Genomic DNA, 23,331 nt, shown 5'->3' with positions numbered 1-23,331 from the left:
CACGTAAGGCATAGGCAGACGGGTCTATTCTTCAGCACAGGTCATGGTTTGTCTCACGACCTGTACCGCTGGAGGATAGGCCCGTTCTGTTTTGTTAAGACCCGCCTGAGTTTTGTCATGTACTGTGGGGGCTCTTACCCGAGCGCCGCTTCTACGACATGCTGAACCAGTACCGCGGCCACCTCGACACCTTCCCGCAGGCGCTGGAGCATCTGTGGACGACCATGGACGAGGGCGGATTCGAGCCCAGCTTCCAAACCACCATCCAGCGCTTTAACGGCCAGCTGTTTGCGGAGGCGGAGGCCCTGCCCGTCTCCGAAGCCCAGCTCGAACTCCTGATTGACGCCGCCCTCGCCGACTGGTCCGAAGTCGAGCCCGCCATCTTTGGCACCCTCCTCGAACGCGCCCTCGATCCCCGCGAGCGCCACAAGCTGGGCGCGCACTTTACGCCGCGGGCCTACGTGGAGCGCCTGGTGGTGCCCACCGTCATTGCCCCGCTGCGATCCGAGTTCGAGGCCGCGCAGACTGCTGCCGTGGCGCTGGAGGCCAACGGCAACGAGGCCAAGGCCCGCGAGCAGATCGTGCAGTTTCACCGCCGCCTCTGCTCCGTCCGCATCCTCGACCCCGCGTGCGGATCGGGCAACTTCCTGTACGTGACGCTGGAGCACCTGAAACGCCTCGAAGCCGAGGTGCTCGATGCCCTGCACGACTACGCCGGACAGCAGTCACTCGACATGACGGGCGGCTACCGCGTCTCGCCCGAGCAGCTCCTGGGGCTGGAGGTCAACCCCCGCGCCGCCGCCATTGCCGATGTGGTGCTCTGGATTGGCTATCTGCAGTGGCACTTTCGCACCTATGGCGATGCCGAGCGCCTCGACGCGCCCATCCTGAAAAGCTACAACAACATCCGCCACCAGGATGCGGTGCTCGCCTACGACGAAAAGGAGCCCCGCACCGCCGACGACGGCACGCCCGTGACGCGGTGGGACCGCCGCACCTACAAGGAAGACCCCACCACCGGCGAGATGGTGCCCGATCCCGACGCGCAGGAGCCGGTCTACGACTACACCAACCCGCGCCCCGCCCACTGGCCCGAGGCCGATTTCATTGTGGGCAACCCGCCGTTCATCGGCGCGAAAGACATGCGGGAGGCGCTGGGCGACGGCTACACCGAAGCGCTACGCGATGCGTACTATCGCAAAGTGCGCCAAAGCGCCGATTTCGTGATGTTCTGGTGGTACAAAGCCGCCAAAGCCGTACGCGGCAAGCTGGATGGGTGGGATGCGAGTGCAGAGCGCTTCGGGCTGATTACCACCAACAGCATCCGGCAGACCTTTAACCGCAAGGTGATGGAGAAGCAGATCAAGGCCAGTACGCCGGTGAGCCTGGTCTTTGCGATTCCCGATCACCCGTGGGTCGCCTCCACCGATGGCTCGGACGTGCGCATTGCGATGACCGTGGGCGCGGTGACCGACCAGAAAGGCACGCTGCAGACCGTAACGCGCGAGGAGCAGTCCACCGGCATTCACTGGGATGTGGAGCTGGACGAACGCATCGGCAACATCCTGCCGGACCTGACGATCGGTGCAGACATCGCAGGAGCTGAGCCGTTAGAAGCGAATGAAGACATCAGCGGTGTTGGGGTGATGCTTGCCGGATCAGGATTCATTGTTGAAAAAGAAAAAGCGCATGCGCTTGGGTTGGGAGAGATTGATGGCTTGGAGAACCACATTAGACCTTATCGTAATGGCCGGGACTTGGCACAAGAATCCCGTGATGTGATGGTAATAGATCTATATGGTTTGGAGGCTGAGGAGGTGCGGAACCGTTTTCCGGCTGTATACCAGCATGTTAAGGAGCATGTGAAACCTGAACGCGAACAGAATAGAAGAAAGTCCCGTCGAGAAAACTGGTGGATATTCGGCGAGCCTATTAGCACACTGCGACCAGCTTTCGAAGACATAGAGAGATATATCGCCACACCTGAGGTGGCTAAGCATCGTTTCTTCCAGTTCCTCAACTCAGCGATTTTGCCAGATAAGAAGCTGGTTGCAATCACACTCAGCGACGCTTTCCATCTTGGGGTGCTATCCAGTCGTATTCATGTCCTTTGGTCGTTGGCTGCTGGTGGAAGATTGGGAGTTGGAAACGATCCTGTGTATGTAAAAACCCAGTGCTTCGACCCCTTCCCCTTCCCGGCCGCGAGCGAGGCGCAGAAAGCGCGCATCCGCAAACTGGGCGAGCAGCTGGATCGGCATCGTAAAGAGCGGCTGGCGGCGCACGACGGCCTCACCATGACCGGGCTCTACAACGTGCTCGACAAGGAGCGCGCCGGCGAATCGCTGACCGACGACGAGCGGCAGATCCACGAACAGGGGCTGGTGGGCCTGCTCAAGGAACTGCACGACGACCTCGACGCCGCCGTCGCCGATGCCTACGGCTGGCCCGCCGACCTGCCCGAAGACGCAATTCTGCAGCGCCTGGTGGACCTAAACGCCGAGCGGCGCGCCGAAGAAGAGCAGGGGCACATCCGCTACCTGCGCCCCGCCTACCAGGACCCCGACGCCACCACGCAGGCCGCGCTGGATCTGGAGATCGAGCTTAGCGGCGATGGCGCGCCCGTGGAGCCGCTGCCGTGGCCCGGCACGCTGGCCGAGCGGGCGCAGCTGGTGCGTCAGGTCGTCGAACAGACCGGCGACCCGCTCACGCCCGAGCAAGTGGCCCGGCACTTCCACCGCGCCCCACGCGCCAAGGTCCGCGACCTCCTCGACACCCTGGCCACCCTCGGCCACCTCACCCCGACCGATGATGGCGCGTTTGTGGGGTGAGCACTTCCCCAAACATTTGGTTCATCCTCCGGACATGTCATGGTGAGCGCAGTCGAACCATCTCCCCGGCGCTCAGCAGATGCAATTGGGCGAGAGCGGCCCTCAGGCGCGGGCATCTCCGGCAAGGGGGCCGGCGTTGCACCGAAGCAGGCTGTTGACTATAATAAAATCGTGAAGCGCCCGCACCGTCCATCATCTCAGCGACGTCCCTGTCATGACTCCCCTGCTCCTCCGCGCGTCCTCGTACACATGGATGCACGCGTTCTCGCTACTCGCGGTGGTCGCCTGTACGCTCCTGCTGACCGGCTGCCTGCCGTACGCTACCGGAACCACCGCGCATCCGGTCGACGAGGCCGACGGGCCGGTTGCAACCACAACCGTCTACGCCGTGCCCAACGGACTCGAAGGCATTGACACGAATGATCAGGAAGAAGCCGTGGGATATATGGGCCTGGATACCGAAATCCGATTTGGGGTCAACGAACAGACCGACGTAGGCGTGCGCCTGCCCGGCATTAGCGGCGTCGTAGTCAACGTAAAGCGCCGCTTCGTGGGCGCCGATACGTCCGGCTTCGCCATGGCCGTGATGGGCGGCACCGGGTTCATCAACTACGGGCAGAACTGGTACTTTGGCGGCACGCTCATCGCATCTGGCCCTGAGGCCGCAACCCTGACGCCCTACGGCGGATCGCGCATCATGCAGACGCTTCCCTTGAGCGAGTCGGCCGCGTCGGATACGCCCACGGTGGGCGGCTTCTTCGGCGTGCGCATTGGCGACCAGCAGTTGGGCATCTCGCCCGAGATCGGCCTCTACTACGACGAGCCCGCGCTCGACATCTCGAACGACAACCCGGTGCTCTTCATCCCAAGCGTAACGATCCACGGGCGCGGCCTGCTGGACGATCTGATTCCGTGAGCGCCTGGTTGTATGTGTGCGGGATGCGCCAGCGGATTGGGCATCGCCTAATACACCTGCGGCACAATCCGCTGCGAATCGATCGGCGGACGCTCGTAGTCGAGTTCCTCCTGTTTGGGCGGCAGCGTGATCTCCGTGGGCATCACAAACTCCACCTCCTCATAGTCCACCATGCTCAGGAAGTGGTGAATGCAGTTGAGGCGCGCCTTGCGCTTAATATCCGACGGCACCACATACCAGGGCGACGCCTCGGTGTCGGTGTACTCGAACATCGTATCCTTCGCACGTGAGTACTCCTGCCAGCGCGCCCGCGACTCCAGGTCAATCGCACTGAGCTTCCACCGCTTGGTATCGCTGTTGATGCGCTTTTTGAACCGCTTCTTCTGCTCTTCGGCGCTGACCGAGAACCAGTACTTGACCAGCAGGATGCCCGAGGAAATGAGCAACTGCTCGAACTTGGGCGCATCCCGCAGGAAGCGCTCATACTCTTCGTCCGTGCAGAACCCCATCACGCGCTCCACGCCCGCCCGATTGTACCAGCTCCGGTCGAAGATGACAATTTCGCCCGCCGAGGGCAGGTGCGCTACGTAGCGCTGAAAGTACCACTGCGTCTGCTCACGCTCCGTCGGCTTATCGAGCGCCACCACGCGGCAGAAGCGCGGATTGAGCGGTTTGATGAGCCGCTTGATCGCGCCGCCCTTGCCCGCCGCATCGCGCCCCTCGAACACGAGAACAACGCGCATCCCCTGCATCTTAACCCACTTCTGCAGCCGTCGCAACTCAATGCGGAGGCGTTTGAGTTCCTTCTTGTATCGTTTTTTGGAGAGCTTCTCGTCGGAGTGCATGGGCCGTACGGATATGAGGGAACGAGACAAGCGAATGAACAGGTCGTGCCGGAGCCGGAGGCGGGGGCCGGTTGCAATCGGTAGTGGATAGACCTTAAGTGATGGCCTTCTGGTAAAAACGTTGACTGAGGCGAACGGTCCTCCGTTCGCTCCCGTCAGTCTCGCCGGAGACGTCCGCGCCGGGTGGCGCTCCCAGTCTCCGGCTACTGGTATATTTGGTCCATCACTTAGCATTGAACCGCTACCTTGCAATCAATAAACGAACCGCCAGGACGAACTGCGAATGAAGCAAGGCATCGGATCTTCGGAGACTGACAATCTTGGTCAGGCGTAGCCATGCGCCTCACCACCGCATTAATCGCACAAATGCGATGAACGACTCATGAATGCATGTGCAGCGGGAAACCAATGCCCATACGTCGCAATATCGTATATCGACGATAAACGAAACTAACGCCACCCAGCGATGCCTCCTTCTTCTGAGCACGACGCCCTCCGCGACACCGTCCGTTCCACCTACGCAGCTATTGCCCGTGGCGATGCAGCAGGCTGCGGCCCCTCGTGCTGCGGATCCGCGGGCGACGTCACCAACATGATCGGCGATGCCTACGACACCGTCGACGGCTACGTGGCCGAGGCCGATCTGCATCTGGGCTGTGGCGTGCCCACAGAACACGCGGGACTGGAGCCCGGACAGACCGTCGTCGATCTGGGCTCAGGCGCCGGACTCGATGCGTTCGTAGCGCGCCGCATCGTGGGCGACACCGGACGCGTTATCGGCGTGGACTTTGCGCCAGAGATGGTCGCCAAAGCCACAGCGAATGCTGAGCAGTTCGGGTTCGACAACGTCTCGTTCATCGAAGGCGACATCGAGGCCATTCCGCTGGAAGCGGGCACCGCCGATGTGGTGCTCTCCAACTGCGTGCTCAACCTGGTGCCCGACAAAGCGCACGCCTTCGCCGAGATCCACCGCATCCTAAAGCCCGGCGGTCACTTCACGGTGTCTGATATCGTATCCGAGGGCACGCTCCCGGACCTCATTCAGCGTTCGGCAGCGTTGTATGCGGGATGCGTGGCCGGAGCGCTAGAAGAGACGGACTATCTGCATCAGATTGAGGCGGCGGGCTTTGCAGCGGTTGAGGTCCTGTCGCGCCGCGAAATCGAGATCCCCAAAGAGACCCTGCCTGCAGGAGTAGACACGCTGGTCAATGCGGCAACGGGCGGCGCGCGTCTGTGGAGTATTACTGTGCAGGGCACCAAACCAGCACCTACCTCCTAAGCACCTACCTAACGCAGTGTGCGGGTTTTTCCATTGTCTTTTCCGGGCAGGCATCCCCCTTTGTCGCTGCGCGACATGTACTCCGCTTCGCTTCGTCAGTCGCTGACGCTCGTGTCTCCCCTTCGCGAAGGGGGAAACGCCCGAACAGCGTGAGGGAATGGGGGATGTTAGGATTGCGTATGCTGCCACAAGACAGTCAGCAAAGGAGGAGGAAACCTGCACATGCCGTTACCTACCTTCTCAGCATCATTGAACCGAACCAAAGCGACTATGCCTAAAGAGGCGACTATGCCGACCATCGATGTGTTCGACCCGCCCATGTGCTGCTCGACCGGCGTCTGCGGCCCCGAGGCCGATGAGACGCTTGTGGCGTTCTCCGGCGCTCTGCGCAAACTACGGCGCCACGGCGCAGAGGTTACACGCTACAATCCGAGCACCACCCCCGAAGCATTTATGGATACGGCGGTCGTCTACGATGCGCTGATGGATGACGGGCACGACGTGCTGCCGCTGATCCTTGTGGATGGCGAGATCGTCCATACCGGCGACTATCCCTCGCGCGACGAACTGAACCAACTCGTGGGCCTCGAACCTGCGTAGCGCGGTATACTTGATGCTGCCTGCCGCATCGCTTCGTATCCCCCTAAACACCTATATTTTAAAGATATGCTCTCCTACCTGAACAGCCCCACGCGCCATCTCTTTTTTACCGGCAAAGGCGGGGTGGGCAAAACGTCGCTTGCGTGCGCCTCGGCAGTGAAGCTGGCCGACGCGGGCCACAACGTATTGCTCATTAGCACCGATCCCGCGTCGAACCTGGAGCAGGTGCTCGAAGCGCCGGTGGGTCCCGAGGTGGCCTCGGTAGACACGGTGCCGCATCTGTCGGCGATCAACATCGATCCCGAACAGGCCGCCGATGCCTACCGCGAGCGGGTTGTTGAGCCGATGATGGGCGTGCTGCCCGAGGACACCGTCGCGCAGGTTGAGGAGCAGCTCTCTGGGGCCTGCACCACCGAGATTGCGGCGTTCGACAAGTTCACGCAGTTTCTTGCGGATTCGGAGGCGACGGCCCCGTACGATCATATCGTGTTCGACACCGCACCCACCGGTCACACGCTGCGCCTGTTGGAGCTGCCCGCGGCGTGGAGCGACTTCATCGAGGACAACCCCGAAGGCGCGTCGTGCCTGGGTCCGGTCTCGGGGCTGGAGGCGCAGCAGGACCGCTACACCGAAGCGGTGGAGGCCCTCAACGACAGCGACCGCACCACACTGGTGCTCGTGGCGCGTCCCGAGCGCTCGGCACTCCACGAGGCGGCCCGTTCCAGTGGCGAGTTGCGCGACCTCGGCATCACCAATCAGCAGCTCGTGGTGAATGGCGTCTTTCAGGCGCAGGACCCCGGCGATCCGCTGGCGGCCGCCATGCAGCAACGCGCCGACGACGCCGTTGCGCAGATCCCTGATGAGATCGCCGATCTGCCGCGCGACGTCGTGCCGCTGAAGGGTCACAACCTGGTCGGCCTCCACGCGCTACGCACGCTGCTCGATGACGATGCAACGCCCGCCTCAACGACCGAAGGCCCCGAGCGCGCGCCCAGCGTCAGCCTGCCGACCGTACAGGATCTCGTGAGCGGCTTTGCCGACGACGGGCATGGGCTCATCATGACCATGGGCAAGGGCGGCGTAGGTAAGACCACGATTGCCGCTGCGGTCGCTGTTGAACTGGCCGAGCGGGGCGAAGACGTGCTGCTCACCACCACCGATCCGGCCGCGCATATCCACGACACTATCGGCGACAGCCAGCCAAACCTGACGGTCGAGGCGATCGACCCAAACGAGGCCACCGAGCAGTACCGCGAGCGCGTGCTGAAGACCAAAGGCAAGAATCTGGATCCGGAAGAGCGCGAGCTGCTCGAAGAAGACCTACGCTCGCCCTGCACGCAAGAGGTGGCGGTCTTCCGCGCCTTCTCGCGGGTGGTGGGCCAGGCGCGTCGGCAGTTTGTCGTGGTAGATACAGCGCCCACCGGCCACACACTGCTGCTTCTGGATACCACGGGCTCCTATCACCGCGAAGTGCTGCGCACCGCGGATGTCGACGAACAGCGCATCACCACGCCGCTGATGCGCCTGCAGGACCCGGACTACACGAAAATGCTGCTCGTAACGCTGCCCGAAACCACGCCGGTGCTCGAAGCCAAACAGTTGCAGGACGACCTGGAGCGGGCGGGCATCACGCCCTACGCGTGGGTCGTAAACCAGAGCCTGGCTGCCGCCGGTCCTACAGATCCACTGCTTGTGGAGCGCGCTCATGCGGAGATGCCGCAGATCGAGACCGTGCAAAACGACTACGCCTCGCGCACCGCCCTCGCGCCGTGGATGCCCAACGAGCCCACGGGTCCCGACCGCCTGCGCGATCTGGCGGCCGGACGCATGGGTGTAGGGCGGGCGCATGCCTGATCTGCTCGAATCGACGCAGCATACGAATCACGTAGGGACACGGCGCGCCGTGTCCCTACGTGTTGGGCGAGGATGGAGCGCCACGCAATGATCTGCGTCTCTTGGGGCAACAAGACGCGCATGTGAATATACAAGAAACGTACGTATTTTCAGTCAGTCCCAATGCGCCCTAATATGTCACAGCAAGCAACAGAGTCATTCAAGATGCGCCTGACGCCAGCGCAGAAGGCCAAGATCAAGCGCCTGGCCGAGCGCAAGGGGAGCACGCAGAAAGAGGCCGTGCTGGCTGCCGTTGAGCGCGAACTTGCCGCGGACACGGATGAGGAAGCAGACGCCATCGAACCGCAACCAGGTTCAGTGTTAGAGCTCGCGCAGGACCTGTGCGGTTCTGTGGAAGGACCGAGTGACCTCTCCACCAACCCTAAATACATGGAGGATTATGGCAAAGACTGAGGTGCTCATTGACGCCGGGCCGCTTGTAGCCTTCTTTGACCGGCGGGATCAGCACCATACCTGGACTAAAACGCAGATGGCTCACCTCACTACCCCCCTCTACACGTGTGAGGCCGTGCTCTCGGAGGCCTTTCACCTGCTGGAGCATGTGCCCCGAGGGACCCAGCAGCTCATTCGTTTCCTCGAACGCGGTGCCGTAGCCGTGCCATTTTCCTACGCCCCGAATGCAGAGCATATACATGAGATCATGAACGCCTACGCCGACCAACCCATGTCCTTCGCCGATGCCTGTCTTGTGCAGATGGCGGAGCGCCAGGCAGCTCCCACGATCTTTACGACCGATTCGGACTTTCAGGTGTATCGCCGTGCAGACGGCCAGCCGCTCAACGTACTCATTCCTGGCGTGTAGCATGCGGCTGGGACAGCGCCCGCAAGAGCAGAGCCCTACACGTCTTGGGGCCACACGATTATGTAGGGACGCGGCGCGCCGTGTCCCTACGTTCTTGAGAAGGAAGCTTCATGCAAGCCCCGCGCCCCACGGATCTCCCTGCAAACCGCTTTCGTTCGGGCACACGTGTTCGTATCCACCCGAATTCAACCTGCTTTCGCTATGCCCACGTCCTTCACGTCGATCAACCCCGCCACGAACACGCCCATCGCCACGTACGACGCGCACACCGACGCCGAAGTGGATGCGCGCTTGCAGCGGGCCCATGAGGCAGCAATCATCCAGAAATCGCGTCCGTTCGAGGAGCGTGCGGCGCGGCTGCACGCTCTGGCCGATGCGCTGGAGTCGCGACCGGACGAGTGGGGCGCGCTTATGACGCGCGAGATGGGCAAGCCGCTCAGTCAGGCGAAGGGCGAAGCTGAGAAGTGCGCGTGGGTCTGCCGTCACTATGCCGAGCACGGCGCTGACATCCTATCGCACAAGACGGTGGAGACCGATGCGCAGCGCTCCTACGTGCGGTATGAGCCGCTGGGGACGGTGCTGGCGATTATGCCGTGGAATTACCCGTTCTGGCAGGCGTTCCGGTTCGGTGCGCCGGCGCTCATGGCGGGCAACACCATGCTCTTAAAGCACGCGCCCAACACGATGGGCTGTGCGGAAGCTATTGAGCAGCTCTGTGTGGAGGCGGGGTTCGACAGCGGTGAGGTGCAGACGCTCCGCATCGACGAGGATACCGTAAGCTCGTGCATTGCCGATCGGCGCGTGCAGGCGGTTACGCTCACCGGCAGCGTGGGGGCCGGCCAGGCCGTGGCGCAGCAAGCAGCCGCCCAGGTCAAACCCACCGTGCTCGAACTGGGCGGCTCCGCCCCCTTCATTGTTTTGGCAGATGCGGATCTGGATGCTGCCGTGGACACAGCGGTGCAGGCGCGCATGCAGAACAATGGGCAGAGCTGCATCGCGGCGAAACGGTTCATCGTAGAAGCCCCCATTGCGGATGCGTTCACCGAGCGCGTCGCAGCCACAGTGGACGCCCTCACCGTGGGCGACCCGACCGACCCGGCCACCGACATCGGCCCGATGGCCCGCGCCGACCTGCGCGACACGGTCCGCCGCCAGGTTGACCGTGCGGTGAACGAGGGCGCCACCATCGCTGCTGAAGCTGAAGTGCCTGCCGATACCGATGGCTTCTACATGCCGCCCACGGTCCTTACCGATGTGGTGCCGGGCAGCGTGGCTTTCGTCGAAGAGATCTTCGGCCCAGTGGCGTCCATTGTCGTGGCGGCGGATGCTGAGGATGCCGTGGACCTGGCCAATGATACGCAGTTTGGACTGGGTGGTGCGGTCTTTACGCAAAACATCGAGCGCGGCGAGCAGATCGCGCAGCAGCTGGAGGTGGGCTGTGCGTTCGTGAACAGCATGGTGAAGAGCGATCCGCGCCTGCCGTTTGGTGGCATCAAAGACAGCGGCTACGGACGCGAGTTAGGCGCTCACGGCATCCGTGAGTTTGTAAACGTGAAGACCGTTTGGGTGGAATAGTCGAGGGCAGGGCCATCAGTTGCGCGGTGGCTTCCCCTGCCGCAGGCGGCCCAGCTCCGAGAGCATCGGATGCGTAAACGCAGCATGCAGTGTGCTGGCCACCCACATCCACTGACAGCGCTGATGCAGCGTGTTTAAGAGCACAGGTCCCTCGGGAATGCGAGCCGCTTGTTCTTGCAGAAAATGAAGCAGCGCATCCACCTTCGGCGCAACCGAAGAAGTTACGGGCGCGTCGTTGTCCGCTTTCGAGTGCGGGGTGGCATGCTGCGCCGCAAGTCGTCGGTACCGTGCACGCAACTGCTGCACTGAACGAGCTTCCGAGAGCGCCGTCCACACGGGCGGATCCAGAGCCGTATCCAGATGCATCACATGGTCTAACACTTGATGCACGCCCGGGTGCGTGGTTGTGCGTAGCTGGTTCGGAATTAAACGTTGCCAGCGTGCGGCATGCCCAGGAGAGGCATCGGCCAGAAGCCGTTCTTCAACAGTGGAGGCCATAACACAGCAGGAAGCACATGAGCGTGATCAGCGGCAGGACTGTTACGTGCTCCCAACGTACCCGTACGCACGAAGGAATGCTTTTCCGAGCGTGTCAAATGTTTTACCATATGTGTCAAAACAGGCGAAAAGCGCGCGCTGGCGGCGGATATCCGCATGGGCCATGAGATAAGGAAATAGTCGCCGGTAGCAGCATGCAGTAGCATTGTGCATACGTCAAACGGCCACTTCAAACATCGAGAGTGGCGTACAGACTCATCCAGCAGACCGGTACCACGAGAGGCTTTCGGGGGGCTTGCACAGCGCAAAACGTATGTCTGCCTGCATCGAACAAAAAAGCAGAAGGCGGGTACCGACTAAACGTGGCACTGCCATGAACCGCTTTCCCCATTACGTCCTGGATTTCCGAGGTGAATCGCCTATGCGTGCTTTCTTTTCGTTGCTCTGCTTAGTGGTCATGCTTAGCGTGATGCAGCCTGCCCAGGCGCAGCTACGCGAAACGGCCAGCCGCCCGGCTCCGGCGGCGCTCTACGACGACGGCTCCACAGCAGGAAGCCTGCTGAATACGCTGTTTAGCGATGAGCACTTTCGGATGTCGCATGCCTACGAGATGTCCATGTCGCGCTTCGGGGGCAATTCGGCCTCGCTCGGCATGTACACCAACTCCATGATGTGGCAGTTCAACGAGCAATGGGCCGCGCGCGTGGACGTGAGCCTGTCGCACTCGCCCTTTGGTGGAAGCAACTCCTTTGCCAATGAGCAAGACGCCCGCGTCTTCTTACGGAACGCCGAAGTGGCGTATCGTCCCTCCGAAAACATGGAGTTTCGGTTTCAGATGCGCCAGAGTCCACATGGCTCGTACATGAGTCCCTATGGCGGCGCGTACAGCCCTTACGGACACCGCAGCCATGTGGGCATGCGGGCCCATACCGGGACCAGCAATCTGTTCTGGCGCAACTAACTGAGACCTCCAAGCAGCTACGCCTGCCCCTGCGTACGAGACGGCCCTGCGTATGAGTTGGTCTGCCGCGCGTGCTAAAGAAATAATGCTCAACGTGGCGCTGGCCATGCTTGGCCTGATGTGTGCAGCACTCGTCTATGGGCTGGTCGCCCAGCCCGGCCGCACGCCGCCTACCAACCCCGACCGCGCTACGACATCGGACGAACTGGTAGGCACGGTCATCCAGGTGGAGGTCCGCAACGCTGCCGGGGCCGACGGCCTGGCGGCGACCGTGATGTCGTATCTGCGCGACAAGGGGTTCGATGTGGTCGATGTGGGCAACCACACAAGCTTCGATGTCGAACACACACAGGTGATTGACCGCATCGGCGATCCCGAATCGGCCCGCCGTGTGGCACAGGCGCTTGGCGTAGATGACGAGCATGTGCATCAAAACGTAAATCCAGAGATGTATCTTGACGCCTCGGTGCTCATTGGGCACGACTACGAAACGCTACCGCCCTTTCAGACCGCCGATTAGCTGCCTCAGTCGGCGCTGCACTGCTTCTCGCCCTCCCTACTCTCATTACGCTCTACTACATGGCTACCCCGAACACGCCCCCATCGCCCGATGCGCCCACACGGCGCCCTCCCCAAAACCCCGGCTATGCGCTAACCGCCCACGCCGTTGACGCCATGGCCGAGAAGAAAGCCACGGATATTGTGGTGCTTGACCTGCGCTCCATTGCTGCCATGGCCGACTTCTTTGTGCTCGGCACCGGCGGCTCAGACGTGCAGATCCGCGCCATTGCAAACGGGGTGATGGATCATATCGAGGAGACGTGCGGTGAGCGCCCCTGGCAGCGCGAAGGCACCGAGGCACTGGAGTGGGTCGTGCTCGACTATGTGGATGTGGTGGTCCATGTCTTTAGCGAAGAAAAACGCGCGCACTACAACATCGAACGCCTCTGGGGCGATGCCGATCGCGCCGATGTGCCCGACGACGGGGATGCCTCGGACGTTGAGCTGCTGCAGGCGCTCTCTGCGGCAGCCTCGGGCAATGCGTAGATCGCCTGCCGCCGTTTGTTGCACCAACTGCTGTTCTGCATCATGACGATTCGCTTCTTTCTTGGCGTGGGCGCGGTGCTGGCGGGGCTGGCCGTGGCGCTGGGCGCGTTTGGCGCGCACGGACTCGAAACCCGCGTCTCGCCCGATCGCATCGACACGTTCAACACGGGGGTGCAGTACCAGATGTACCATGCCCTTGCCCTCGTAGCAGCGGGGGGACTGCTGGCGCTGGGCGCTCCGGCTACACCGGTCTTCTGGGCCGGTGTCAGCTTTCTAACAGGCGTTGTGTTCTTTTCGGGCAGCCTGTACACCCTCGTGCTCACTGACACACCGATACTCGGGGCCGTAGCGCCCATCGGGGGCGTGGCATTTATCGTAGGATGGGGCTTGCTGGCCTGGTCCGTATTCACGTGGTCGCCGCAAAGCGTGCCGATGCCATGAGTGCCTGTAGCTTGCCACGTTCCCACCGCTACAGAGTATTCGGTTGGATGCTCGGGCTTCTCGCGCTGAGTCTGCTCGGAAGCAGCCCCGCAGCGGCCCAGTCGGATGGCTCCAGTGACATCGGGACGGCTTACTTCCATCGTGCCGCTCAGCATTACTTGGCCGACGAGGCCGAGGCTGCGTTGCAGGCCGTGGAAGAAGGGCTGCGCGTGGCGCCCGACCATCCCAAGCTACAGGCGCTTCAGGCCGAAATCGAGCGCCAGCCGCCGCAGCCCGATCCGTCTGAGACGGGCCAGTCGGGCGCCGGAGCAGGCGCTGAAGACGGCGAGCGTGCTGACTCGAACCAGGGGGGAAACCAGACCCAGGGCGACCGCCAAGACGACGCGTCTGACGACGGCACCGACGGCAACCCCCAGACCGGCGAATCGCCTTCACCGAACCCCGGAGAGAGCGATCCCCCGCGTTCTGACAAGGCGCCTTCGGATGGAGACGCGGGGCAAGCGGGTACGCCGGGCACTGCATCGGAACGCCCTGGCTCGAACGGAGACCCATCGCCCCGTGCGACCGTGCCCGAAGCAGAGCGCGAGCCCACGGAGGTCCGGAACCCACCGTCGGCGTCATCGCCCAGTTTGGCCTCCCCCCAACCTGTTACGCCCCTGACGCAGGCGCAGGCCGAGGCGTTGCTGCAACTGGTAGAGGCGCAGGGTCAGCCGCTGATGCGGGCCATGCGTTCGTTTGGGGCTCCTCCCGAAACGGGGCGCGATTGGTAAGGCAGCGGGGGCTGGCCGTTGTTACGCCCCCAACCGCACCTCGATACAGGTGTAACTCCGTTGCAGGCGCGCCGTAGAAACGCTGTCAATGGTCTTCTTTCACTACGTTGCGTTGCCATGCCTGTGCGCGTTCTACTTGGGATTGCCATGCTCGCGCTGTGGAGCATTGGTCCTGCGCAGGGGCAGTCGGCCGTGCAGGTGGAGGCCCAGGTCGACGCGTATACGATTGGCTCGGAAGAGCGAATTACGTACTCGCTGCAGATACAGGGCGCACCGCTTGCCTCCATTCGCACGCCCGAACCGCCCCCGACATCGAACCTGGTGTTGCTGAATGCGACTCCGGCTACGGAGCAGCATGCCCACGAACGCAACGGACGCTCTGAGCGGGTGGTCACGTTTTCGTGGCGCTACCGGCCCATGCGGCTGGGTACAGCGACGTTCGATCCGGTAACGGTGCAGATTGGCACGCAAACGGTGTCGACGGGCACCATTGACGTGGAAGTCGTGCCGCAGTCGACCCGCACTGGAATGCCTCCTACGGGGCATGGCTCGGGGGGCGCCTCTGAGGCGGCACGCGGGCCCCAACGCGAGACCAACGGAGCTACGGAACCGCTTATTAGCGACGACGACCTCTTCATTGACGTGACGCCTGCTGACACGGCGGTTTTCGTAGGAGAGCAGGTGCCCATTGAGTACCGGCTCTACTTTCGGCCCGGCATTCGCCTGCGCCAGAGCCGCCTGGCCGAGGCGTGGGAGGCGCCGGGGTTCTGGCGCGAGGAGCTGGAAGTGAATGGCCAGCCGCAGCCCGATACGCCCAACGCCACGTATCGGTACATCGTAATCAAGCGGGTGGCCACGTTTCCCACGCGGGCCGGATCGCTGCGCGTGCGTCCGCTGCGTGTGGAAACCGAAGCTACGCCTGGCCTGGGCATGGCAACGGCCGACCAGATCATGCCCATGCAGCGTGCGTTTGAGGATCTCATGCTGGCCTCGCCGCCCGTGCAAGTCACCGCCCAGCCCGTTCCCGAAGAAGACGCTCCCGCGTCGTTTCGCGGTGCGGTGGGGGCGTTCCAGTGGGAGCGCCGCCCGGTGCCCAGCGACGTCGCCGTTGGCGAGGGGCTTTCGGTTACGCTCACCGTAGAAGGCACAGGCAACCTCTACGCTGTTGAGGCACCGCCGCTGCGTCTGCCGCAGCATGTGGATGTGATGGGGCCGCGCACCGAAACAACGTTCGAGCGGACGCAGGGCTATCTGCACGGCACGCGCACGTTCACCTACACGCTGGTGCCGCGCACGGCGGAGCCCTTCGTTGTGCCTGCGCTGTCGTGGAGCCACTTCGACCCGGAGGTCGAGTCGTTCATAACGCACAACGCCAAGGCAGTACCGGTGCATGTGCAGCCTCGCGATAACGCTCCAAACGTATCACCAGCAGAGCAAAGCCCGGCGGCGCAGTCGTCCCCGAACACGGGCGGATGGTTCCGATGGGCACTGCTGCTTAGCGGAACACTTACCCTTGGAGCCGCTGGGGCGTGGGCCTATTGGAAGTGGGGCGCTGTGCTACTGACCCGGCTACGCCGCAGCCCCACCCAGGAACAGCGTACATCAGGTCCACAGGGCAGCACTCAGGAGGATGCAGAGGCATCGCAGTCGTCCGGAAAAATCGATACAGCCGCTGCTGATCCTGCTATGAAGCAGGCCCAGATCCATCTTGATGCTGCCCAGCATGCGTTGCGGGCCGGTACCACGGCGGCATTCTACCGCGCGCTGGAGCGGGCTGTTGTGGAACTGGTTGCACAACGCCTTAACCGCTCGCCCAACGGACTCGCCCGGCACGAGTTATTTGCCGTGCTGGACGCGCATGGCATCGACCGTCCCGTCCGCGAGACCGCCGAAGAACTGCTGCACGCCTGCGACCAGGCGCGCTTCAGCCCCGCCCACCCGTCGCACGACTCGCGGCTGGCGGCCCTCGACGCCGCCCACACGCTCGTGCTGCACCTGGACGCGGCGCTTCCGGAGGGGCGTCCCGCTGTAGCCGACTGAGCACAAGCACTGGGGCTTTTCGTCGGAATGTGACGATTGGGCGTGGCATCTGCACCAGCCACATGCTACCCTGTACACAGCATGCAGCCTATGCTGTCTGGCCCCGTATATTTTGTTGGAGGAAAATGCGTTTCATGGAGCCTCATATCGTAGACCGAACCCGCAACGCCGGCTGGATTGAAGTCGTGTGCGGATCGATGTTCAGTGGCAAAACCGAAGAGCTCATTCGTCGCCTGCGCCGTGCGCGCATTGCACGGCAAGAGACCATTGCGTTCAAGCCGGCCCTCGACACGCGCTACAGCGACGACGAAGTGGTCTCACACGACGAAACAGCCCTGCCCACGGTGCCCGTAGAGTCGGCTGCGTCGATGATTCGCCAGGCCGATGGCGCCGACGTTGTCGGCATCGACGAAGCCCAGTTCTTTGGCAACGATCTGGTCGAGGCGTGCCAGACGCTGGCGGCGCGTGGCGTGCGCGTGGTCGTGGCCGGGCTCGACCAGGACTACAAGGGCCAGCCCTTCGAGCCGATTCCGCAGCTCATGGCGATTGCCGAGCACGTCACCAAGCTGCACGCGATCTGTGTGCAGTGCGGTGCCCCGGCGAATCACTCGCAGCGCATTGTGCCGGGCGATGAGCGCGTGCTCTTGGGCGCCACCGAAGCCTACGAGCCGCGCTGTCGCGACTGCTTTCAGCCGGGCGAGGTGCCTGAGTCGACTGCACCCGCTCCGGCTGCGCCCGTTACCTCATCGGCCTCGCCCGAGGGGGGCGAGTAGCATTCACGCAGGCCGCCGCACCCGCCACAGCAGCCACAGCCCCAGCAGCACCGCAGGGAGACTCAGTAGCTGCCCCATATCGATGGGGAGGACCTGCACCAGGTCCGATACCGGCGCTTTGAAGAACTCCAGCCCGAAGCGGGCAGTGAATACGAGGATGAGAAAAAGCCCCGATAGCAGGCCGTGCTGTGCCTCCCCCTGCTGCGTGCGCGGATAGACTCGCCATCGGTACACCAGAAACAGCACCACGAAGATCAGCCCGTAGGCCAGCGCCTCATACAACTGCACAGGGTGGCGCGGCACCGCATCGACCCGCTCGAAGACGAATGCCCATGGCACATCAGCAGGCATGCCGTAGAGCTCTGAGTTGAACACGTTGCCGATGCGGATGAACATGCCTGCCAGTGCGGTAGGCACCACCACCCGGTCGGTAACCCACAGGTACGGCTGCTCGCGGCGCGAGCGTGCGTACAGATACAACGCGATGATAATGCCAATGCCGCCCCCATGGCTGGCGAGTCCGCCCTGGTGGATGTAGAAGACTTCGATGGGATTGAGCACGTAGTACGTCAGGTTGTAGAACACGATATGCCCGAGCCGCGCCCCGATGACCGCGCCGCCAATCACGTAAAAGAAGAGCGGCTCCAGATCGCGCAGCGGTTTCTCCTCCCACACAAACATGCGCTGCACCACAAGATAGCCCAGAAAGAAACCGGTGGCAAAGAGGACACCGTACCAGTGAATTTGAAACAGTCCCAGATCGAACAGTACGGGGTCCACGTTCCAGTCGATGTGCAGGGATGGCATCATGAGGCACGGCGGAATAAGCAGAGTATAGCAACCGCTTTAGCAACGAATGCCATGGGCACAGGCGTTCCGTCTATGGGGGATCTCAACAAGAATGGTCTACAGAGATGAGTTGGGTAATGAAGGCGGCGAGCTCCCCCAAAAGGTGTTAGTGTGGGCCCTTGCGTGGAGGAGGAGCGTTGAACGTGTAGGTGTCTGTCTCTATCATGTTTAAAACCTGACCGATGGTTGGACGGTCGCCCCAATACGTTCCGAAATAGGCAAGCTGCACCACGCCCTCTGTATCAATAATGACAGTGGCCGGGCGATTTACGTACTCGGAGTGCACGGCAAACTGCCACGGATCGATGCCGTAGCGGGCGCCGACCGTGGCCCCCTGGTCAAGGAGATGCGGCCACCAGATGCCATCAGGATATGCATCGAGCGGATGACCGCCCGGTAGCTTGTCGGCAAACCAGTACGAAGGGCGCAGTTCTTGACCCGTCATCACGCGGCCCCGGTAGCGGTCATGGCACTCCAGCGTGGCAACGGCTACATCGAACTCTCGAAACTGTGCCTCGCGACGAATGAGTGCATGAAACTCCTTGTGGCAGACCGGGCACCAATCCGCGAACACCCAGAGCAGAACGACGGTCTTCTCGCCTCGCAGGTCTGATAGCGACCACGCGGTGCCTTCGGTATCGTTGAGCGTGAAGTTGGGGGCCGGTTCGCCAACCTGCACGCGGCCAAACGCTTCGGAGTCAAGCGCAGCAATCTGTTCTGCAGCGGCAGGTTCAACCGGCTTCTGCTTGCGAATGCGGTCCAGCGCAACCTCACACTGATGGCGTACGTCGGGCTGTTCAGCAGTCTCCTCCTGCGCTGCCAGCACCTCTGCGCCCCCGCCGATCTGTCCGAGTGCAATGGCGGCCTGCGAGCGAACCACCGGATCTTCGTCCATATCCGCGAGCCGCTTGCTAAGTGGGGCGATTGCCGACTCGGCTCGAAGAAGGCCCAACGTCATCGCCGCTACCTGCCGCACATGCATGCTGTCGTGGCGGAGCAGCCCGATTACGTTTGCTACCTGTCCGCCTTGCCCGTGTCGGATAAGATCGCGCACGGCAAGGGTACGCACACGTCCGTCGGTGCTTTGCAGATCAGCCACGCCGTCGTTGCCCGTTTCAGGATCTACCGTGAACCCGTTGTGGACGGGTGCAAAGGCGTGGTGTGCCACGCGCTGGGCAATGTCGGAAACTACAGGCACTGAGGCAGAGGAGTGGTTCATGAGGAAAGGCACATATCAAAAAATGCGAGAGGGCACATGGACACCTACTGGGGCTGCTACATTGTGGAGCAGGCTTCCCAGCATGAGGCACGTTCTGTTGCATACGACAAGTGATGTGTTACGCCAAATCGCTCCATGGCTCAACAGCATACAGAAGGAACTTGTACCCTACCTGTTTATTTAGCGAGTTAGCTATATAGCAAACATGTTAAGTATCTACGCTTATGTCAAGACGTGACGTGAACGACCAAAACTGTGTGCAGCCCGATCGCACAGCCGATCTGCTCGCTGGACTTCGCACCGAGGCGCATGCCAACGACCAACTCGTGGCATTGGCCGCCTACTTCGACGCGGCCAGCAACGAGACGCGCCTGCGGATGCTCTACGTCCTGCACCGCGCAGGCGAGCTCTGCGTGTGCGACTTGGCCGATATCTTCGAGATTACCCAGCCGTCAGTATCCCGCCACCTGAAGATTCTGCGGGAGAAAGCACTTGTCGAAGCCCGTCGCGACGCGCAGACGATCTACTACTCGGTCTGCACCGATAACGCCTTCGCCCGCATGCTCGTCGAGTTCTTTGAGCAAGGGGATAAGGCGCAGGTCACGCTGAACTTGAATCCAACTGATTCCGCATCATGAGCACACAAAACTCCTCAAACAAAGGCACGAACTGGAGCATGGGTGCGGCGCTCGGTGCTGCCGTTGCCGCCTCGGCCTGCTGTACGATTCCGCTTGTCCTGGTGAGCCTCGGAATCGGTGGGGTATGGATCGGAGGCCTCACCGCGCTTGCGCCCTATCGCTGGATCTTCGTGAGCCTGGCTGTAGGTGGGCTCGGCTACGCGGGCTACAACGAATGGCAGATGAGCCGCCAGCCAGATTGCGACTGTGAGACGATAGTTTCGTCCACAACGCGCCGCTTGCTCCTTGGCGCCGGGACGCTGGCGGTGATGGCGCTTGTGGTGAGCCCCTGGCTGATCGGACCCTCGCCGCGCGCAGCGACGCAGCAGGCCCGCACTGGGGCAGGGAGCACTACACAGCCTGCCGCGTCCCAATCATCGACTGCGCCCGCCTCCTTCCAGCAGGTCGTGCTTACCGTGGAGGGCATGACCTGCGCAGCGTGCCCGCAAACCGTGCAGACTGCCCTCCGGGATGTGGACGGTGTGTACGAGGCCGAAGCAACGCTGGAGCCGCCCGAGGCCGTCGTTCGCTTCGACCCGGACCGGACATCCATTGAGGCTCTGACGCAAGCAACGGAGCATGCCGGCTTTCCTTCTGCATCGAAATCTGCTTCCTGATCTATGCCCATGCCTCAAACGACATCAATCATCACATGCCCAACGTGCGACATGAAGACGGAGGCTGAGATGCCTACGGAGCAGTGCCAGTTCTTCTGGGACTGCCCCCATTGCGAGACCGTGCTTCGTCCCGAAGAGGGCGACTGCTGCGTCTTCTGTTCGTACGGGAGCGTGCCCTGTCCGCCCGTGCAGCACACAGGGACTGGGGCCTGCTGCTGACCATTGCCAACAGTCTGCCTGCAGGCTACTGCAAAAGGCTGATCAGCTACAGGGGCAGCAAAAAGGCTCTCAGCCGCACGTTCAGTTACGCCAATGGGATGGGCCACGTCCATATCGTCTCGTAGTGCGATACCCCGCGGCCAGTAAGGGGGGCGCTACATCGTGTTCTGGCTGATAACGATCAGAGTAGTGCTCCGTCACAGGTGATTGTTTAGGTCCTTTGAGAACATGGAATCCCTCCCCCTAAATCCCCCTCCTCTGAGGGGGACTTCATGAAAGCGTCCCATGGTTCCTTCCTCCCCGGGGAGGAAGGGTAGGATGGAGGGGGAAGTACGCATCTAACCCCAATCATTCAGGGTTGACACAGCAGTAGAGGGATCCAGAATCGCTATATTTGGACAAGTCAGGTCACGCGGAATTTCAGATCATACCGCCGCATCAGCATGGCATTGATGGCAACGATGACGGTGGAGGCACTCATCAGGACGGCTCCTACCGCTGGAGACAGGAGGATTCCCAGTGGAAAGGCGACCCCCGCGGCCAGAGGCAGTGCGATGGCGTTGTAGCCCGTGGCCCAGAACAGGTTCTGAATCATCTTGCGATAGGTAAGCCCCGAGAGCCGCAGCACGCGCGTCACATCTTGCGGATCGTCCTCAATGAGCACAAGATCCGCCGACTCGATCGCCACGTTCGTTCCCGCGCCAATTGCAATGCCCAGGTTCGCCTGTGCAAGTGCCGGGGCATCGTTGATGCCATCGCCCACAAAGGCCACCTGCTGTCCCTTTTCCTGCAACCCTTGCACGATATCGGATTTGTCGCCAGGCAGCACGCGGGCGTGGTACTGCTTGATACCCAGCTCAGCGGCCACCGTCTGGGCCACCGCCTCCGCATCACCCGTAATCATAACGGATTCGACGCCCATCTCGCGGAGCGCATCCACCGCAGCTTTTGCACTCGGACGCACCTGGTCGGCCAGCGCGATGAGTGCCAGGACCTCGTGTTCGTCCATGAGCGCGACGACGCTTTCGCCACGCTCGTTCGCAGCGTCGTAGGACGACTGAAGCGCATCCGGAAAATCTATGTCGAATGCCTCGCGCCACTCCAGTTGGCCGATGCGGTAGGTCCGGTCCTGAACCCGTCCGGTTACCCCCTTCCCCGCGGTGACCTCAAAGTCGTCGACGGCAGGCACGTCCAGATTGCGCTCGCGTGCCGCCGTCACGATTGCTTCAGCCAGATGGTGCTCGGACCGGTTCTCCAGCGCCGCAGCGAGTTTGAGCGCCTCGCCTTCGCCGAGTCCGTTCGTATGCACAGACTGCACCACGTGCTCGCCCTTCGTGAGCGTGCCCGTCTTGTCGAAGCACACCACATCGATAGCGCGCGCCCGCTCAAAGGCCTCACGGTTCCGCACGAGAATGCCGTTCTGCGCCGACATCGCTGTGGCATTGACGATCACCAGCGGAATCGCCAGTCCCAGCGCGTGCGGGCACGCCATGACGAGCACCGTCACGGTGCGCACAATCGCAAAGTTGAGCTCGTACCCGATGGCCCACCACGTGGCAAAGGTGACCGTGCCCGCACCTACAGCAATAAGGGTGAGCCAGAAAGCGGCTCGGTCGGCCAGGTTCTGGAACCGACTCCGCGATGCCTGCGCTTCCTCTACCAGCCGCTGCACCTGACTGAGCGTGGTGTCGCCGCCAGTGCGCTTGACTTCCACGGTGAGCGCGCCTTCACCGTTAACGCCGCCTGCCACGACCTCGTCGCCCTTTTCCTTCGGCACCGGTTTCGACTCGCCTGTCAGGAATGCTTCGTTCACACTCGACGTGCCATCGACCACGTCGCCGTCAGCAGGAATCTGGTCGCCGGGACGGACGAGGATGCGATCGCCTTCGCTGAGTTCATGAACGGGTACCTCCTCAGTCTCGCCGTTGCCTGTCAGGCGGCGGGCGGTGTTGGGCACCAGTTCGGCCAGATGCTCCAGCGCCTTACCGGCGCCCTGCACCGAGGCCATCTCGACCCAGTGCCCCAGTAGCATAATAACGATAAGAGTGGCCAGCTCCCAGTACAGCGCCGAGCCGGGGAATCCAGCTGTAACGGCCAGGCTGTACCCGTACGCCACGGTAATGGCCAGCGCGATGAGCGTCATCATACCCGGCTGCCGCTCACGGATTTCGCGGACAAACCCTTGCAGAAAAGGCCATCCACCGTAGAAAAAGAGCACGGTGCCCAGTACCGGCGCAACCCATGCATCGCCTGGGAATGACACGGTCTCAAACCCGAGCCAGTCCTGCAGCTCCGCCGACAGGTAAAGAATCGGAAGCATGAGCACCAGGCTCAGCCAGAACCGGTTGCGGAATGCTTCTGGGCTGTGGTGGTCGTGATCGCTGTGGGCGTGCTCCTGATGATTATCAGAATTGGCATGGTTGTGGCGCACTTGGTCGTTCATACCGACTGTAGGCATCTA

23 protein-coding genes are annotated in these 23,331 nt (G+C 62.2%); 18 read left to right on the top strand and 5 right to left on the bottom strand.

What is annotated here, in order from left to right; all coding sequences use genetic code 11:
- Positions 1–158 precede the first annotated feature (158 nt).
- Positions 159–2,828 carry a class I SAM-dependent DNA methyltransferase gene (locus CRI93_RS13620; protein WP_098063194.1) on the top strand — a complete coding sequence of 890 codons (2,670 nt, stop codon included), beginning with the start codon at positions 159–161 and terminating at the stop codon, positions 2,826–2,828.
- A 214-nt stretch (positions 2,829–3,042) separates the two neighbouring features.
- Positions 3,043–3,744, top strand: coding sequence for a hypothetical protein (locus CRI93_RS13615; protein WP_141491723.1), 702 nt, complete (start codon positions 3,043–3,045; stop codon positions 3,742–3,744).
- A 47-nt stretch (positions 3,745–3,791) separates the two neighbouring features.
- Here the strand turns inward: CRI93_RS13615 and ppk2 are convergent, their stop codons facing one another.
- Entirely contained in the window at positions 3,792–4,589 is a 798-nt protein-coding gene (gene ppk2 / locus CRI93_RS13610) for a polyphosphate kinase 2 (RefSeq protein ID WP_098063192.1), read from the bottom strand.
- A 466-nt stretch (positions 4,590–5,055) separates the two neighbouring features.
- On the opposite strand from ppk2, the gene arsM reads away from it, so the two are divergent.
- The 6 genes from arsM (at position 5,056) to CRI93_RS13580 (ending at position 10,759) form a co-directional block, all read left to right on the top strand.
- The gene (gene arsM, locus CRI93_RS13605; RefSeq protein WP_098063191.1) at positions 5,056–5,868 is read left to right on the top strand and encodes an arsenite methyltransferase; all 813 of its coding nucleotides are present in this window, start codon (positions 5,056–5,058) and stop codon (positions 5,866–5,868) included.
- Positions 5,869–6,138: 270 nt separating this feature from the next.
- Positions 6,139–6,468 carry an arsenite efflux transporter metallochaperone ArsD gene (gene arsD / locus CRI93_RS13600; RefSeq protein ID WP_176521881.1) on the top strand — a complete coding sequence of 110 codons (330 nt, stop codon included), beginning with the start codon at positions 6,139–6,141 and terminating at the stop codon, positions 6,466–6,468.
- 66 nt (positions 6,469–6,534) lie between these two features.
- Entirely contained in the window at positions 6,535–8,322 is a 1,788-nt protein-coding gene (gene arsA / locus CRI93_RS13595; protein WP_098063189.1) for an arsenical pump-driving ATPase, read from the top strand.
- A 174-nt stretch (positions 8,323–8,496) separates the two neighbouring features.
- Positions 8,497–8,775: a hypothetical protein gene (locus tag CRI93_RS13590; RefSeq protein ID WP_098063188.1), complete on the top strand. Its 279-nt coding sequence runs from the start codon at positions 8,497–8,499 to the stop codon at positions 8,773–8,775.
- Positions 8,762–9,184 (top strand): type II toxin-antitoxin system VapC family toxin, encoded by a 423-nt coding sequence (locus CRI93_RS13585; protein ID WP_098063187.1) that lies wholly within the window; start codon positions 8,762–8,764, stop codon positions 9,182–9,184. Before CRI93_RS13590 ends, CRI93_RS13585 begins: the two co-directional genes overlap by 14 nt.
- Before the next feature lie 201 nt (positions 9,185–9,385).
- Entirely contained in the window at positions 9,386–10,759 is a 1,374-nt protein-coding gene (locus CRI93_RS13580; protein WP_098063186.1) for an NAD-dependent succinate-semialdehyde dehydrogenase, read from the top strand.
- 15 nt (positions 10,760–10,774) lie between these two features.
- On the opposite strand, the gene CRI93_RS13575 is transcribed toward CRI93_RS13580, so the two are convergent.
- Positions 10,775–11,257 (bottom strand): hypothetical protein, encoded by a 483-nt coding sequence (locus CRI93_RS13575; protein ID WP_098063185.1) that lies wholly within the window; start codon positions 11,255–11,257, stop codon positions 10,775–10,777.
- A 421-nt stretch (positions 11,258–11,678) separates the two neighbouring features.
- Here CRI93_RS13575 and CRI93_RS13570 point away from each other — a divergent pair, with 421 nt between their 5' ends.
- The 7 genes from CRI93_RS13570 (at position 11,679) to CRI93_RS13540 (ending at position 17,289) form a co-directional block, all read left to right on the top strand.
- Positions 11,679–12,218 (top strand): hypothetical protein, encoded by a 540-nt coding sequence (locus CRI93_RS13570; protein WP_176521880.1) that lies wholly within the window; start codon positions 11,679–11,681, stop codon positions 12,216–12,218.
- 52 nt (positions 12,219–12,270) lie between these two features.
- Positions 12,271–12,738, top strand: coding sequence for a LytR C-terminal domain-containing protein (locus tag CRI93_RS13565; protein ID WP_098063184.1), 468 nt, complete (start codon positions 12,271–12,273; stop codon positions 12,736–12,738).
- Positions 12,739–12,797: 59 nt separating this feature from the next.
- Positions 12,798–13,265, top strand: coding sequence for a ribosome silencing factor (gene rsfS, locus CRI93_RS13560; RefSeq protein ID WP_098063183.1), 468 nt, complete (start codon positions 12,798–12,800; stop codon positions 13,263–13,265).
- 42 nt (positions 13,266–13,307) lie between these two features.
- Complete coding sequence (locus CRI93_RS13555; protein WP_098063182.1) at positions 13,308–13,706, top strand: DUF423 domain-containing protein; 399 nt, start codon at positions 13,308–13,310, stop codon at positions 13,704–13,706.
- Positions 13,707–13,753: 47 nt separating this feature from the next.
- A complete protein-coding gene (locus tag CRI93_RS13550) occupies positions 13,754–14,476 on the top strand; it encodes a hypothetical protein (protein ID WP_098063181.1) in 723 nt (240 codons plus the stop codon).
- A gap of 117 nt (positions 14,477–14,593) precedes the next feature.
- Positions 14,594–16,516: a BatD family protein gene (locus CRI93_RS13545; RefSeq protein ID WP_098063180.1), complete on the top strand. Its 1,923-nt coding sequence runs from the start codon at positions 14,594–14,596 to the stop codon at positions 16,514–16,516.
- A 134-nt stretch (positions 16,517–16,650) separates the two neighbouring features.
- On the top strand, positions 16,651–17,289 hold the full coding sequence (locus CRI93_RS13540; protein WP_098063179.1) for a thymidine kinase: 639 nt from the start codon (positions 16,651–16,653) through the stop codon (positions 17,287–17,289).
- A 3-nt stretch (positions 17,290–17,292) separates the two neighbouring features.
- Here CRI93_RS13540 and lgt read toward each other — a convergent pair whose 3' ends face one another.
- Together lgt and CRI93_RS13530 are read right to left on the bottom strand one after the other, a co-directional pair.
- Positions 17,293–18,099 (bottom strand): prolipoprotein diacylglyceryl transferase, encoded by an 807-nt coding sequence (gene lgt / locus CRI93_RS13535; protein WP_098063178.1) that lies wholly within the window; start codon positions 18,097–18,099, stop codon positions 17,293–17,295.
- A gap of 145 nt (positions 18,100–18,244) precedes the next feature.
- Positions 18,245–19,357 carry a redoxin domain-containing protein gene (locus tag CRI93_RS13530; RefSeq protein ID WP_098063177.1) on the bottom strand — a complete coding sequence of 371 codons (1,113 nt, stop codon included), beginning with the start codon at positions 19,355–19,357 and terminating at the stop codon, positions 18,245–18,247.
- Positions 19,358–19,581: 224 nt separating this feature from the next.
- Between CRI93_RS13530 and CRI93_RS13525 the strand changes: the two genes are divergently transcribed.
- From CRI93_RS13525 to CRI93_RS15625, 3 genes are read left to right on the top strand one after another with little or no spacing between them, the layout of a single operon-like run.
- Entirely contained in the window at positions 19,582–19,995 is a 414-nt protein-coding gene (locus CRI93_RS13525) for an ArsR/SmtB family transcription factor (protein WP_098063176.1), read from the top strand.
- Entirely contained in the window at positions 19,992–20,651 is a 660-nt protein-coding gene (locus CRI93_RS15630; RefSeq protein WP_098063175.1) for a mercuric transporter MerT family protein, read from the top strand. Before CRI93_RS13525 ends, CRI93_RS15630 begins: the two co-directional genes overlap by 4 nt.
- 9 nt (positions 20,652–20,660) lie before the next feature.
- Positions 20,661–20,870, top strand: coding sequence for a GDCCVxC domain-containing (seleno)protein (locus CRI93_RS15625; RefSeq protein WP_098063198.1), 210 nt, complete (start codon positions 20,661–20,663; stop codon positions 20,868–20,870).
- A 403-nt stretch (positions 20,871–21,273) separates the two neighbouring features.
- Here CRI93_RS15625 and CRI93_RS13510 read toward each other — a convergent pair whose 3' ends face one another.
- Entirely contained in the window at positions 21,274–23,313 is a 2,040-nt protein-coding gene (locus CRI93_RS13510; RefSeq protein WP_098063174.1) for a heavy metal translocating P-type ATPase, read from the bottom strand.
- Positions 23,314–23,331 lie beyond the last annotated feature (18 nt).

The organism is Longimonas halophila (assembly GCF_002554705.1).
GTDB lineage: Bacteria > Bacteroidota > Rhodothermia > Rhodothermales > Salinibacteraceae > Longimonas > Longimonas halophila.
The sequence above is the reverse complement of the archived record's forward strand: the minus strand, read 5'-3'. Positions and strand labels throughout refer to the sequence as shown.

Bases quoted from the DNA above. Each gene is read 5' to 3' on its own strand.
- CRI93_RS13620 (WP_098063194.1), top strand. From the start codon at position 159: ATGCTGAACCAGTACCGCGGCCACCTCGACACCTTCCCGCAGGCGCTG.
- CRI93_RS13615 (WP_141491723.1), top strand. From the start codon at position 3,043: ATGACTCCCCTGCTCCTCCGCGCGTCCTCGTACACATGGATGCACGCG.
- ppk2 (WP_098063192.1), bottom strand. From the start codon at position 4,589: ATGCACTCCGACGAGAAGCTCTCCAAAAAACGATACAAGAAGGAACTC.
- arsM (WP_098063191.1), top strand. From the start codon at position 5,056: ATGCCTCCTTCTTCTGAGCACGACGCCCTCCGCGACACCGTCCGTTCC.
- arsD (WP_176521881.1), top strand. From the start codon at position 6,139: ATGCCTAAAGAGGCGACTATGCCGACCATCGATGTGTTCGACCCGCCC.
- arsA (WP_098063189.1), top strand. From the start codon at position 6,535: ATGCTCTCCTACCTGAACAGCCCCACGCGCCATCTCTTTTTTACCGGC.
- CRI93_RS13590 (WP_098063188.1), top strand. From the start codon at position 8,497: ATGTCACAGCAAGCAACAGAGTCATTCAAGATGCGCCTGACGCCAGCG.
- CRI93_RS13585 (WP_098063187.1), top strand. From the start codon at position 8,762: ATGGCAAAGACTGAGGTGCTCATTGACGCCGGGCCGCTTGTAGCCTTC.
- CRI93_RS13580 (WP_098063186.1), top strand. From the start codon at position 9,386: ATGCCCACGTCCTTCACGTCGATCAACCCCGCCACGAACACGCCCATC.
- CRI93_RS13575 (WP_098063185.1), bottom strand. From the start codon at position 11,257: ATGGCCTCCACTGTTGAAGAACGGCTTCTGGCCGATGCCTCTCCTGGG.
- CRI93_RS13570 (WP_176521880.1), top strand. From the start codon at position 11,679: ATGCGTGCTTTCTTTTCGTTGCTCTGCTTAGTGGTCATGCTTAGCGTG.
- CRI93_RS13565 (WP_098063184.1), top strand. From the start codon at position 12,271: ATGAGTTGGTCTGCCGCGCGTGCTAAAGAAATAATGCTCAACGTGGCG.
- rsfS (WP_098063183.1), top strand. From the start codon at position 12,798: ATGGCTACCCCGAACACGCCCCCATCGCCCGATGCGCCCACACGGCGC.
- CRI93_RS13555 (WP_098063182.1), top strand. From the start codon at position 13,308: ATGACGATTCGCTTCTTTCTTGGCGTGGGCGCGGTGCTGGCGGGGCTG.
- CRI93_RS13550 (WP_098063181.1), top strand. From the start codon at position 13,754: ATGCTCGGGCTTCTCGCGCTGAGTCTGCTCGGAAGCAGCCCCGCAGCG.
- CRI93_RS13545 (WP_098063180.1), top strand. From the start codon at position 14,594: ATGCCTGTGCGCGTTCTACTTGGGATTGCCATGCTCGCGCTGTGGAGC.
- CRI93_RS13540 (WP_098063179.1), top strand. From the start codon at position 16,651: ATGGAGCCTCATATCGTAGACCGAACCCGCAACGCCGGCTGGATTGAA.
- lgt (WP_098063178.1), bottom strand. From the start codon at position 18,099: ATGATGCCATCCCTGCACATCGACTGGAACGTGGACCCCGTACTGTTC.
- CRI93_RS13530 (WP_098063177.1), bottom strand. From the start codon at position 19,357: ATGAACCACTCCTCTGCCTCAGTGCCTGTAGTTTCCGACATTGCCCAG.
- CRI93_RS13525 (WP_098063176.1), top strand. From the start codon at position 19,582: ATGTCAAGACGTGACGTGAACGACCAAAACTGTGTGCAGCCCGATCGC.
- CRI93_RS15630 (WP_098063175.1), top strand. From the start codon at position 19,992: ATGAGCACACAAAACTCCTCAAACAAAGGCACGAACTGGAGCATGGGT.
- CRI93_RS15625 (WP_098063198.1), top strand. From the start codon at position 20,661: ATGCCTCAAACGACATCAATCATCACATGCCCAACGTGCGACATGAAG.
- CRI93_RS13510 (WP_098063174.1), bottom strand. From the start codon at position 23,313: ATGAACGACCAAGTGCGCCACAACCATGCCAATTCTGATAATCATCAG.